The organism is Sphingobacterium griseoflavum (assembly GCF_014653155.1).
In the GTDB taxonomy this organism is placed as follows: domain Bacteria; phylum Bacteroidota; class Bacteroidia; order Sphingobacteriales; family Sphingobacteriaceae; genus Sphingobacterium; species Sphingobacterium griseoflavum.
On the sequence record NZ_BNAF01000008.1, the window covers coordinates 64,419 to 77,471 of the forward strand.

Below are 13,053 nucleotides of genomic sequence, written 5' to 3' on the forward strand. Positions count from 1 at the left end.
TAATGGAAAGTACTATCCTAATCACCGGCGGAGCTGGATTTATCGGCTCCCATGTCGTTCGGGAGTTTGTTAATAAGTATCCGAACTATCAGATCATCAATCTCGATGCGTTGACCTATGCTGGAAACCTTGAGAACCTATCGGATATCAAAGATGCCCCAAATTACAGCTTTGTAAAAGCGGACATTACCGACGCAGGTCTGATACTTGAGATCTTTAAGCAATATCGGCCTGACGGCGTCATCCATTTGGCAGCCGAGTCGCATGTTGACCGCTCCATTGCCGATCCCACGGCCTTTGTGATGACCAATGTCATCGGTACGGTAAATCTTCTAAATGCCGCAAGAGAGATTTGGAAGGACAATTATGAAGGGAAGCGCTTCCACCATGTTTCCACGGACGAAGTGTTCGGTGCATTGGGCGAGACAGGTCTATTTACGGAAGAAACGAAGTACGATCCACATTCGCCCTACTCTGCCTCGAAGGCTTCTTCGGACCATTTTGTACGTGCCTACCACGATACCTACGCATTGCCCATCGTATTGACCAACTGCTCCAACAATTATGGGCCGAACCATTTTCCGGAAAAACTGATACCCCTGTGCGTCCACAATATCTTGAACGGCAAGCCACTGCCGATCTATGGCGACGGGAAATATACCCGCGACTGGCTGTTCGTGATCGACCATGCCAAGGCGATCGATTTGGTGTACCATAGCGGTGTGAACGGATCATCCTATAACGTTGGAGGATTCAACGAGTGGCAGAATATCGATTTGGTAAAAGAGCTTTGCAAGCAAATGGATGAAAAGCTGGGACGCCCTGAGGGCACCGCTGCCCAGTTGATCACCTTTGTGAAAGATCGCCCGGGTCATGATCTGCGTTACGCCATCGATGCAAGCAAGATCAATAGAGAACTGGGATACGAACCTTCTGTCACCTTTGAGCAAGGTTTGTCGATTACGATCGATTGGTTCTTGAGCAATGAAGATTGGTTGAACAATGTAACCTCTGGGGACTACCAGAAATATTACGAAAAACAATACGAAGATTGATGAAAGCCACAGAAACAAAATTAAAAGGCTGCTTTATTTTGGAGCCAGCCAAATTTGGGGATAGCCGGGGTTATTTCTTTGAGAGTTTTAGCGAGCAGACCTTTAATCGGGTGACCGGTACCACGACGCAGTTTGTGCAGGACAACCAGTCGTACTCGACTAGGGGCGTGCTACGTGGCTTACACGCACAGGCCGGCGAATTTGCGCAGGCAAAGCTGGTTCGTGTCCTGGAAGGAAGGGTGGTCGATGTAGCCGTAGACGCCCGCCCCGGTTCAGCAACCTTTGGGCAGCACGTGGCCGTGGAACTGTCCGCAGATAACAACCTGCAGCTTTTTGTACCGCGTGGCTTTCTGCACGGTTTTGTGGTGCTAAGCGAAACGGCAACCTTCTTTTACAAATGCGATAATTTTTACAACAAGGAGTCGGAATGTGGGGTCAAGTTTGATGATCCGGCCTTGGGTATCGATTGGGGCATCGCAGCGGAAGATTTAATCATTTCGGATAAGGACCAGGTACTTCCGAGCTTTCGGGAGGTCTTTGGAGGATAGTTCGAGCGCAGAATTACGCTGAAGGCACTTAATAGAATCAGTTAGCAAATAAGAATAAAAAAGAATGAAAATACTCGTAACAGGGGCAGGCGGACAGCTGGGCTCTGAACTGAAAGATCTCGCTGCCCAGTATAGCACAGATAGTTTTGTGTTTGTGGATAGGGATGAAATGCCATTGGATAAGTTGGATAGGGTAAGGACTGTCTTGGCGGATGTTCAGCCAGATATTATTATCAGTGGCGGCGCCTACACGGCGGTGGACCGTGCAGAATCCGAACCGGACCTGGTCGATGTGATCAACCACCTGGCTGTGGAGGCCATGGCGCAGTGGGCAAATGCCAATGATAGGAAATTGATCCATATCTCGACCGATTACGTTTTTCAAGGTACGAGCGCAGCACCACTCAAAGAAGATGAGCCTACCCATCCGATTAATGTTTATGGCTTGACAAAGCAAAAAGGTGAAGTGGCCATCACGGACTCGGGGGCCGATGCAGTCATCATCCGCACGGCATGGGTGTATTCGGCCTATGGTGCCAATTTTGTGAAGACGATGATTCGGTTGATGGGCGAGCGGGAGGAGATATCGGTCATTGCGGATCAGGTCGGATCACCCACCTATGCGCATGACTTAGCGAAAGCTATTTTGGATATTATCTATACCGATAAGTGGCAAGCAGGTATCTACCATTTCTCTAATGAGGGCGAAATCTCCTGGTATGATTTTGCTGTGGCGATACGTGACCTGAAAGGCTTGAACTGTAAGATTAATGCAATCCCAACCGCGCAGTATCCGACACCGGCCAAACGTCCTAAGTTTTCGCTTTTGGACAAAACAAAGATCAAGGCACAGTTTGGTGTTGCCGTACCGGAATGGAAGGAAAGCTTAAAGCGGATGTTAGAGAAGTTGGGATAATTGATTTTCTGCACATACCGCTTTACATATAAAGAAACTACCAATCGATAAAAAATATGAAAGGAATTATACTAGCCGGCGGATCCGGCACACGTTTGCACCCCTTAACACTTGCCGTTTCCAAACAATTGATGCCGGTGTACGACAAGCCGATGATCTACTATCCACTATCAACCCTGATGTTGGCCGGGATCAATGAAATTTTAATCATTTCCACACCAGAGGATTTGCCTAACTTCGAGAAATTGTTAGGTGATGGTTCGCGTATAGGCTGTAAATTTACGTATAAAATACAGCCTTCGCCAGATGGTCTTGCACAGGCTTTTGTCTTGGGAGAGGAATTCATCGGTGCTGATAAGGTAGCTTTGATTTTGGGTGATAACATTTTTTATGGTTCCGGTATGTCGAAGTTGTTGCAATCCTGTGCTAATCCTGACGGTGGATGCGTTTTTGCCTATCCGGTGCATGATCCGGAGCGTTATGGTGTGGTTGAATTCGATCAGGAGAACAAGGTGGTGTCGATTGAGGAAAAGCCGAGCGAGCCGAAATCAAGCTATGCCGTACCGGGACTATATTTTTACGACAACGAGGTAGTGGACATCGCTAAGAATATTCAGCCATCCCCACGCGGTGAACTGGAAATAACCGACGTTAACAAAGAATATTTGAAACGCGGTAAATTGAGCGTAGGGATATTTGATCGGGGTACTGCTTGGTTGGATACTGGAACCATACAATCGCTGATGCAGGCCGGACAGTTTGTACAGGTTATTGAAGAGCGTCAAGGGCTTAAAGTTGGCGCTATCGAAGAGGTCGCCTACCGAATGGGCTGGATAACCAAAGAGCAATTGCTGGAAATTGCTCAACCTCTACGAAAAAGCGGTTATGGAGAGTATTTATTAAGGATTTAAAATGCTGGACATGCGTAAACGATTTTTAGACAAATATCTCAAAACTGTAGGAGCCTTGCTGTTAGTGTGTGGTTGTAGCAGCGCCTTTTCTCAGGTCTGGACAGGGGAAGCTGCGTTGCAAGGAGGGTATACTTCAGGCAGTTCAGTGCCGTTGTGGATGCGGGCGCGACAATTCGGATCAATACCAATAGATGGTGCCTCAGGATCAGTTTTTGCAAAGATTGAAAGAATATACGTTAGCAGTTTCGACACGATAGTCTGGAAGCCTGACTATTCCGTGGTTTTTGATGGTCGTGGCAATATTGGTAATCGTTTGAATGGACAACTGATTGAAGGCAAGGTCTCGTTAAAATATGGTTTTTTCGAATTGATAGCTGGTCGGGAAAAAGAGTATTCTGGTTTGGTTGATAGTACCCTATCAACCGGATCTTTCTCCTTATCCGGCAATAGTCTTGGCGTTCCGAAAATCGAACTAAGAATTCCAAACTATGTATACATACCTTTTACTTCGCAGGTAGTATCCTTTAAGGGAAATTTATCTCATGGATGGATGGGAAAGACTCCTATTCATTACGGGGATAACCGCGGTGCAGAGGTCACAACATATCTCCATCACGTATCCGTTTTTGGACGAATAGGTAAACCTACATGGCGTCTAAAATTGGATGCAGCAATCAACCACGATGTGCAATGGGGATCGGACAATTTTATTTTTGGTGAGCAGTATGATTTGACTAATTTGGAAGCGTTTTGGTATGTTGTGACAGGTAAAGCATATAAAGGGGCCGGAGGGTACGATGGTCGCGTTGATATATCCAAGATAGGTAATCATCTTGGAACGATCGACCTTGGTTTTACATATGATTTCGAAGAGTTGGAAGTGAAGGGTTACCGCCAATTTTTTTATGAAAAAGGTGCATTGCGCTATGCTGCAAACATAAGGGACGGCATTACCGGCCTTCGGTTTCAAAATAAAGGTACTAATCACGTTGGTTTTTATTGGGATAAAATATTGTTGGAGCATTTCTTTAGTAAAGACCAAGCTGGCCAACCAAATGCGCCTAAAACGCCCTCTGGCCCCGAGTACTATTACAACCATGGGGTCTATGCAGAAGGATTTTCATACAAGGGGATCGGGTTAGGGAACCCTTTGATTACCGAAGCTAGGTTCGCACGAGAAGGATTGCCTCGGAATCCGAAGGATTATTTTATTAGTACGCGTGTTTCTGCTTTTCACTTGGGTTTTATTGGAGGCATTGACAGTTGGCACATGAGTAGTAAGGTTACTTTCGCAAGGCATTTTGGAGACTATCATACAAGCGGACCGGCCGAGCAATGGTTCAATGGCCAGCGTATACAACAAGATTTCTCTTATGGTAAATTTACTCCTGTTAACCAGTTTTCCTTCTTTGTGGAAGGGGGGAGAAGTTTGATGGAGCATTTTGATATTTCTGCAACACTTGCAGGCGACTATGGACGGCTTCTAGAAAATACAGTTGGCGGTTTTGTGCGTATTAGTCGAAAATTTTAAAAAAGGTTTTAAACGGAATTGTATTAGATATGAAAAATATTAAAAAAATAGCATGTATAGGTGCAGGATATGTAGGAGGCCCTACAATGTCCGTTATTGCACAGAAGAATCCCAATGTAGATGTAACAGTAGTGGATTTAAACCTAGTGCGTATCGCCGCTTGGAATGACGCTGATTTAAGTAACTTACCTGTTTACGAGCCAGGTCTAGACGCTGTGGTTGGAGAAGCCCGAGGGAGGAATCTCTTTTTTTCCACCGATGTAGACAAGGCGATTGACGAAGCCGATATGATTTTTATCTCGGTGAATACCCCGACCAAGACCTATGGAAAGGGAAAAGGACAGGCGGCCGATCTAAAATTTATCGAACTATGCGCCCGGCAGATTGCTGCCGTCGCCAAGTCGGATAAGATCGTGGTCGAGAAATCAACACTACCAGTGCGCACAGCGGAAGCCTTAAAGAGTATTTTGGATAATACAGGAAATGGCGTAAACTTCCATATCCTGTCCAACCCCGAGTTTTTGGCAGAGGGCACCGCCGTAACGGATTTACATAATCCCGATCGCGTATTGATTGGTGGAGAAGATGCAGAAGCGATTGAAGCCCTCGTGCAAGTTTACGAAGCTTGGGTGCCCCGTGAGCGCATCTTGACGACCAACCTCTGGTCTTCGGAGCTATCGAAGCTCGTCGCTAATGCCTTTTTGGCACAACGTGTATCATCCATTAATTCCATTTCCGAGCTTTGCGAAGTAACGGGAGCGAATGTGGATGAGGTTTCACGTGCAATTGGACAAGATACCCGCATTGGTTCAAAATTTTTAAAAGCATCCGTCGGTTTTGGCGGATCATGCTTCCAAAAAGATATCCTAAACTTGGTCTATATCGCGCGATCCTATAATTTGTATGAGGTGGCCGATTATTGGGAACAAGTTATTCTATTAAATGACCACCAGAAAACCCGCTTTGCCGAAAAAATTATCAAGACCATGTACAATACGGTAAACGGCAAGCATATCGCTTTTTTAGGCTGGGCCTTTAAAAAAGACACCAACGATACACGGGAGTCGGCTGCGATTTACGTCGCCGATCATTTGCTAGACGAAGAGGCTAATGTGATTGTATATGACCCCAAAGTAACGGCTGAACAGATTTACAAAGACTTGGATTACTTGGGTACGCGTTCGCCGGAAGATAATCGACGCTTGGTGAAAGTCGTGGACGATCCATATGAAGCTTTGGAAGGTGCACATGCCGCGGCGGTATTGACTGAATGGGACGAGTTTAAAGCGTATGATTGGGCAAAAATAAAAGAAGGCATGAAAAGACCATCGTTCGTCTTTGACGGACGTAAGTTGCTAAACAGAAGAGATTTGGAAGAGTTTGGTTTTGCATATTATGCTATTGGGGAGTAAGTTTTATTTTTTATTGTTATTACTTCATATCGTTAATTTCTGTATCTATCAAAAATTTATTTTTAACTTCTAATTTGGTTTATAGCGGTTTTTTAAGACTAAAGGTTACGTTGGCGTTTATATGTATTCCAGTATTAGTCAATAGCACCCTTGGTTTTTCATGTTTTGAAAAGAATGTGAGAATAACTGATGATTTTGGAAATTCGAACTACAAAATCATCAGTTTCGATTACAGTTTGCTGAAATCTAATCTTGCCTATGTAAATTCGGGCGGGAAATTATTTACATTATCACTAAATGTATTAGTAGAAGAAGCGAATAAACTATTGACAGCTCCACCTTTCTCAGTTGTCGATGGCGATCTTCCTCCAAGCGGTGACCTGCATGATTTTTATTCTATAGGTAAACTATCTTGGATGAACCCAGAAGAAAACAATAATCATTACGTTAGACGAGACGGTGAATCAAATCCCGAAGCTTTTAGTGATAAGTACGATTTAAAGAGATTTGAGAGGGTGCTTCGACGTATCAACATATTAAGTCTAGCATTTTTTTTTACATCGGATAATCGTTACGCGTCTAAAGCAAGTAATATAATAGATGTTTGGTTCCTCAATAACACCACGCGTATGAATCCAAATATGAATAACGCATCGGTACAAAAAGGCGTGAATGACGGCATGGCAATAGGCATAATTTTTACCGTTTCACTTATTGAGACCTTAGATCATATTCAATTATTACGCACATCGCGTTACTGGAGTTTAAACAAACACAAAAAAATGCAACAGTGGGTTGCCCAATATACAAAGTGGCTGGAGTCAAGCAAATTTGGTAGGCAAATTAGTAAGGCGGATAACAATCACGGATCTTGGTTTTATGCCCAAGTCGCATCATATAAATTATTTTCAGGTAACTTCGAAGGGTTTGACAAGATTTTTGATGAAGCGAAGAAGCATGTATCTGCCCAAATTGAACCGGACGGTCGGCTACCCGCAGAAATTGAGCGTGTTTCATCATTTTCTTATTCCGTTTATGGACTTAGATCTTTTGCAACATTAGCGAAGGCGCTTTCTTTCGCAGGATATTCCTTATGGACATATAAAGCTCCAAATCACAGTGGGTTAGAACGAGCATTCAGCTTTCTTGCCCCCTACATGCTTGATAAAAATGCGTGGCCTTATAATAACGGTGGTAAAAATGTTGATGATACTAGTTTTTCAATATGGCGAAACGCTTATACCGTTTATAAAAATCCACAGCATCTCCATGTATACAATCACATAGTAACAATGTTAAAAGAAAAAGGTGACTGGAGAATGTTGTATACGTATTATCGGTAGCTATTAAACTTAAATTTTTAGTAGTCGCCATTTCGAGTACAATTAACTAACGAAAGCATAACCCCGTATTTTCCGCAAAAAATCACACATTTCCCGTTTTATTATTTGCGAAATACCTGTTTGCGATTAAATAAATGCGCGTTGCGATTTTTTTTGGCAAACTGGTACGCCGTTTGAAAGTATCTCTGTAAATAAGCAAAAAATTAAAAACGTAAAATAAAATCAATATGGAAAATATAGCACTTAACGCCGCGAAATTAGGATTGGATCAAGGATATTACCGTCTATTGATGGCTATCTTGGAGGAGCCTTCCGAGCAGGAAGAGGCAGCTGCCAGCAATTAATCTGCATACAACACATATACACATATATTTAATCCCTAAGAGCAAAGTAATTTTCTACTTTGCTCTTTTTGTATTCTGTACTGCCGTAGATAAATTTGAGCGCAGGTTGGTTTTTCTGGCTGTCGCGATGGTAAAAACGGTTGCTTCGAAGAGGGGTGGCAATGCGAGACTTAGATGTAGGGATACTAAAGGATCCCTACGCACATTATTTACTATCCGGCCATTCCGTTGGATAAAACAAATCCCTAATGTCTATTTTAAGAAATTCGGCTATTTTATATAGTTTATGAACGTCGGGCTGCTGCTTATTATGTACCCACCGCGATACGGTTGATTCGGAAACGTCCAATAGTTCCGCAATCCGACGGTTGTACACGTTGTGTTCTATAAAAACTTGCTCCAGTCTATTTATTTTAACCATTCAAAAATTTTCTTACAAAAAGTTTGACGTTTGAAATCAAACTTTTATATTTGTATTGTGCTGCTGATACCTATGACATTTTAAAAATGGTATCTAGCTTCATTAAAAAATGTCCCCTAGGTATAGCGCGCAGATGCAGATTAAAACCAAGTAAACGATATATGATAACAATCACTGTAAACAATCACGATCAAGGATGCGGATACCAGTTTTCAGATAGCCTAAGGGTTTATCTGCAAGCAGCCTGTATAAGAACGTAAAGCATCCATCGGCATAACCGGGGAATCGGTAAAAAACAGACAGACCTTCAAGTGGCGCGTTGGCGTCCATCCCATATGGACGTCGCTCAAATTCTACACACCAAATAGCGCGTTCACCCAGCAGGGTTTAAAAATTGTCTGTACCGGTCGCCTCCATTATGGAGCAGATAGCCATGTGCCTGTATGGCACCGATCAGTCCACCGAAGCAAACGATTTATACTTTAGCTTTTATAAATCTAAATCTTTTTTTTCTGATTGGCAAGTATGGTGTATGCATTCCAGTATTCCCAATAGGGAGGGGTGACCGGTTTCTTTATTCGTCGTGCGACGCAGCGCACTTATCGCTGGTGCGCCTGCTGCTCAATCCTTCGGCAGCTTCCCCTCCCATAATCCCTTTCCGCCGCTCGCCGCGGCAAGGCATCACTTTTGAAGGCCAAAAGTGATCAAAAGCCTTTGTCTCCTTGAGGTGCTTCGTCGCACAGGCCCCTCCTGCGCAAAGCAGCCTGTTTGGCCGAAGCCGGAATAACGCCGCCATCGCTTTGGATGCGATGTCGACATGATTCCATGCTTGCCCTATCCTCGAAACCCCCAAACATGCTCTTTGCCAGCCAGCACTTGCAAGGAGACCTAAAAGTTCCGTTAAACGCTTTTCCTTATCAACGGCAATCGTTCGCTATCTTACAGTAATGCGATCTTAAGAAGATACGCCAGTTATCGCATGTCACTTTATCACCCTCTCACTTCTTCACTCAACGTGCAATATCTTTAACATAACGCGAAAATCAGCGGTACGCTCCCTATCGCTTCTGCCTTTTATTAACAGCAATGTCGCATCATTTTTGTTGCGTCTGTAGAAACTTGCCTTTTCGCCGGCACAAGGTCGCCGCTCGTGCCTTCGAGATGTGCCCTTCCCACAAACCCTTTCCGCCGCTCGCCGCGGCAGGGCATCACTTTTGAAGGCCAAAAGTGATCAAAAGCCTTTGTCTCCTTGAGGTGCTCTGTCGCACGAGTCCGCCCTGCGCAAAGCACCCTGTTTGGCCGAAGCCGGAATAACGCCGCCATCGCTTTGTATGCGATGTCGACATGATTCCATGCTTGCCCTGCCCTCATTCCCCCAAACATGCTCTTTGCCAGCCAGCACGAACAAGGAGACCCAAAAGTTCCGTCACACGGTATTCTTTATATTTCAGTTATCGTTCGCTATCTTACAGTATTGCGATAATCAGCGATACGCTCACTATCGCTTCTGCCTTTTATTAACAGGAATGTCGCATCATTTTTGTTGCGTCTGTAGAAACTTGCCTATGCACTGCCCCACAAGGATGCAACAAAAATCAGCGACGAGGTTTTGGTTACTTTTGCCTTTCAAAAGTAACGCCCCTGTCCCGGGCTTAGGGACGCCCAGTCCCGGCGAGGGACATAAGCGTATTGGTCATGGTGGTACGGCAACCTATTATTTGCGGCGGCAGCTCAACTTTTGCCCTACAAAAGTAACGCCCCTGTCCCGGGCTTAGGGACAACCTAGTCCCGGTGCGGGACAAAAAGATATTAGGCGATGCGCAGCCACACCTCTTCGAAGGTATAGTCATAAGTTTCACCCATTAGGCGGAGGTAGTTATCGGTAAAACGTTTGTAGAACGCGCGAGCGCGAGACTCCAGTTTTTCCTTGTGCAGGGCGTATAGCCCCTGTTCAAAGGCCAGCTCGTTGGTTGCATCCACCATGGTCAATGCATCAGCAGCGCGAAATAGCGAAGGCCAATCTTTTTCTGCCCGGCTTTTCGAGATGCGATTTTGCAGGCTATCGATCAGCCTACTTTCAATATCCTGCTTAGCTTTATCAAAAATAGGGTCGTCCAGGCCTAGTAGGAACTCGCCACGCTCCATGACGTGTAAAATTTCTGGAGAGAGGATATCCGCATCTTGGGCGAGAAGTTCCTGCAGGCGCCAATAGTCGCAGTAGCAGCTAGACTCGAACACCACCCGGTAATGCCCTTCTTCATAGATAATCTCTATCCCATCCAGTTCGCTCAGCACCTTCCGGAGGTTATTGATAGCGACGCCCCGCGAAGTCTTGGCTTTATCTTTCGGTTTATCGGGCCACAGCAGGTGCGTCAGCAGATTGGAGCTGATACCCGTATGGGCGCTATGGAAAAGCACCAGACAAAAAACCTGTTGCAGACGCGTGCTGAACAGATGCGAAATATCCACGCCACGGCGATCCAGCACTGTAAAATCTCCGAAAAGATTGATGCGGTTGACGGCCGGCTGCACCGGTAGCTTGGGTGCATCGGGCAGCACCGCTGCAGTGGCGGGATGCTGCTTACGTCGGTATCTGAAATAGAACAACAGGGCGAGGCAAAGCAGGCCGAACCCCCACAGGTAGAACCCTATGTTCGTCTTGCTGACCGAACTCGGGAATGCATCCAGTTCGGATGCGCTGATTGCCGGGAAGTCCAAGCTGTAAACGGTGAGGGACGATCGTACATCATCGTCAGACTCCTGCACGAGAGCCACCAGCTTATTTAGGTTGGGGTCAAAATAAAGGTTGGCATGCGTGCTGATCCGATCCGAATAAATTGGGATCGAGTCGCCGAGCACTTCATATTCGCCGTCGGCTATGGCGAAGCGGCGCAGTTTGATAAACGAATGCGTCAAGTGCTCTGGGTAGCCGAGCATGTAGATCCAGTTGGAATCCGGGATCACCAAGCCGCGGGCCGGAACGAAAGGACCATCCTTGCGATCCACGTTCCACAGTTTCTTGCTGGTGCCGCTTGCCGGATCCACGCTATAGAGGTCGTAGAAATATTGCCTGCCAACGATATGTTGACCAGACTCGTTGCCCATGCCGCCAAAGATGTAGATCTGGTGGTCTACGGCAGATTGCCCGGCAGAAGTGAAGTAACGCGGCAGGATAGAGTCTCCGCGCATCTGTCCTTTCGACCAGTTTTTATCCGTTAGGCTGTAAAATAGCAGGTCATTGCTATAAACCATATCCCCATAGCCGCCAAACAGCATCAGCTGGCGGCTCTCGGGCAAGTAGGTGGCTGCATGGTGATTAAGTTCGCGTTGCAGGTAGTCGTCGCTTTCCATGCGCCAGCTAAAATCCGTCAAGTCCAAACTAGCCACGGTAGGGCCGCTGTATGGCGTGGTGTAATGCGTTTCATACACATACAGCCGATGCTCTTCGGGCGCGATAAAGCTATTTCCGAGCTTGATTTGCACCGGGCAAGGGTTGGCAAAGCGAATCTGGCGTTGCTGGCCAGTTTGCACTTCGTAAATCAATAAAGAGTCCTGGTTGACGTAGTATATCGTTTTAGTCTTGGTATCATAAGTAGCACCCGAAGGAGTAGAAGACTGCATTTGGATGTGTTTGTGCCAGTGGTAGGCATCGTTCAGCAGCCAAGTGCCGTTGGTTACCTTGCCCATGGCCTCGCCGGTGGCACTATGCAGTTTATCCCCTTTGCTCTCGCGCAGTGGAAACACAATTTCCCGATTGTCATTGCCGATTCGGAAATTTCGAAGGGAGAACGATGGCACGTCGATCATATAGTCGCTACGGCCGAACGTGACGTTGGGCACATAGGGCGACTTGATCGGCACTTTGGCATACTGTGCCGCTTTACGAGCAATCTGCAGTTCGATTTGCCCTTTGCGCAGATCATAGGCGATGTGCACAGGAAACCAGTGCTGCTCGACCAAGTGGGCCAGCGGAATCCGTAAGGTAATCAGATTGGCTTTTCCCTCTTCATTCAGCCGAAATACAGCCTGCTCCTCCTCCTTCTCGTAGTGCAGGTTGATAATGGACCGTTGGTCGTCCTCTTTGATGCGGACAATATAGCCCATGCTACCGTTGTTGGGCAGCTGCAGGTCAAAATCTATCGCAAACCGGTCGTGAAAGGTAAAGGCGGCCTCCGAGAAGAACGTCGCCGAGGTGCGCTTTTCAATGGGCTGGCTGCTGCCGGTAAAGCGGATGCCTTGTCCAAATATAGCAGCCGGCACGACCAGCAGGGTCATCAACAGAAAAAGACAATAGGTGTTATATCGTGTAAGGTTGCTGTGCATCACTAGACTTGTCATCATCGTCATCATCACTCCCGTATACTAGGTATGACTTGTTGCAAAGGTAGCTAATATTATACGAAAAAATTAAGTGCCGTAGGGATAAAATGGGCACCTGTTCAGGATTCGATGCGGGCGGTAAAAATACATTTGTGTGGGGGGTTAATGTTTTTTTTACCGGTTAATTGCCGTTTTTAACCCTAGTTTTAATCCCGTCGCTCCTATTTTGCTTTCGAAATGTGTGGGAAGACC

At 45.9% G+C, this 13,053-nt stretch carries 11 protein-coding genes; 7 read left to right on the forward strand and 4 right to left on the reverse strand.

The features are described 5' to 3' along the window. Positions 1–2 precede the first annotated feature (2 nt). The 7 genes from rfbB to IE165_RS11695 all read left to right on the forward strand — a co-directional run bounded on the left by rfbB (position 3) and on the right by IE165_RS11695 (position 7,716). Entirely contained in the window at positions 3–1,055 is a 1,053-nt protein-coding gene (rfbB, locus tag IE165_RS11665; protein ID WP_189626804.1) for a dTDP-glucose 4,6-dehydratase, read from the forward strand. Beyond that, the gene (gene rfbC, locus IE165_RS11670) at positions 1,055–1,603 is read left to right on the forward strand and encodes a dTDP-4-dehydrorhamnose 3,5-epimerase (RefSeq protein ID WP_189626805.1); all 549 of its coding nucleotides are present in this window, start codon (positions 1,055–1,057) and stop codon (positions 1,601–1,603) included. The genes rfbB and rfbC overlap by 1 nt, the downstream gene beginning before the upstream one ends. A 64-nt stretch (positions 1,604–1,667) precedes the next feature. Next, positions 1,668–2,519 (forward strand): dTDP-4-dehydrorhamnose reductase, encoded by an 852-nt coding sequence (rfbD, locus tag IE165_RS11675; RefSeq protein ID WP_189626806.1) that lies wholly within the window; start codon positions 1,668–1,670, stop codon positions 2,517–2,519. 56 nt (positions 2,520–2,575) lie between these two features. Then, positions 2,576–3,430 (forward strand): glucose-1-phosphate thymidylyltransferase RfbA, encoded by an 855-nt coding sequence (gene rfbA, locus IE165_RS11680; protein WP_189626807.1) that lies wholly within the window; start codon positions 2,576–2,578, stop codon positions 3,428–3,430. Between the two features lie 10 nt (positions 3,431–3,440). Then, positions 3,441–4,961, forward strand: coding sequence for a capsule assembly Wzi family protein (locus tag IE165_RS11685; RefSeq protein WP_189626808.1), 1,521 nt, complete (start codon positions 3,441–3,443; stop codon positions 4,959–4,961). 29 nt (positions 4,962–4,990) lie between these two features. Then, positions 4,991–6,373 (forward strand): nucleotide sugar dehydrogenase, encoded by a 1,383-nt coding sequence (locus IE165_RS11690; RefSeq protein ID WP_189626809.1) that lies wholly within the window; start codon positions 4,991–4,993, stop codon positions 6,371–6,373. 176 nt (positions 6,374–6,549) lie between these two features. Then, positions 6,550–7,716, forward strand: a complete 1,167-nt coding sequence (locus IE165_RS11695) for an alginate lyase family protein (protein WP_189626810.1) — start codon at positions 6,550–6,552, stop codon at positions 7,714–7,716. 549 nt (positions 7,717–8,265) lie between these two features. Here the strand turns inward: IE165_RS11695 and IE165_RS11700 are convergent. The 4 genes from IE165_RS11700 to IE165_RS11715 all read right to left on the reverse strand — a co-directional run bounded on the left by IE165_RS11700 (position 8,266) and on the right by IE165_RS11715 (position 12,822). Next, the gene (locus tag IE165_RS11700) at positions 8,266–8,481 is read right to left on the reverse strand and encodes a helix-turn-helix transcriptional regulator (protein WP_189626811.1); all 216 of its coding nucleotides are present in this window, start codon (positions 8,479–8,481) and stop codon (positions 8,266–8,268) included. A gap of 574 nt (positions 8,482–9,055) precedes the next feature. Then, positions 9,056–9,334 carry a hypothetical protein gene (locus IE165_RS11705; RefSeq protein WP_189626812.1) on the reverse strand — a complete coding sequence of 93 codons (279 nt, stop codon included), beginning with the start codon at positions 9,332–9,334 and terminating at the stop codon, positions 9,056–9,058. Positions 9,335–9,558: 224 nt separating this feature from the next. Then, positions 9,559–9,852 (reverse strand): hypothetical protein, encoded by a 294-nt coding sequence (locus IE165_RS11710; RefSeq protein WP_189626813.1) that lies wholly within the window; start codon positions 9,850–9,852, stop codon positions 9,559–9,561. A gap of 438 nt (positions 9,853–10,290) precedes the next feature. Continuing rightward, positions 10,291–12,822 carry a Kelch repeat-containing protein gene (locus tag IE165_RS11715; RefSeq protein ID WP_189626814.1) on the reverse strand — a complete coding sequence of 844 codons (2,532 nt, stop codon included), beginning with the start codon at positions 12,820–12,822 and terminating at the stop codon, positions 10,291–10,293. Positions 12,823–13,053: the final 231 nt, after the last annotated feature.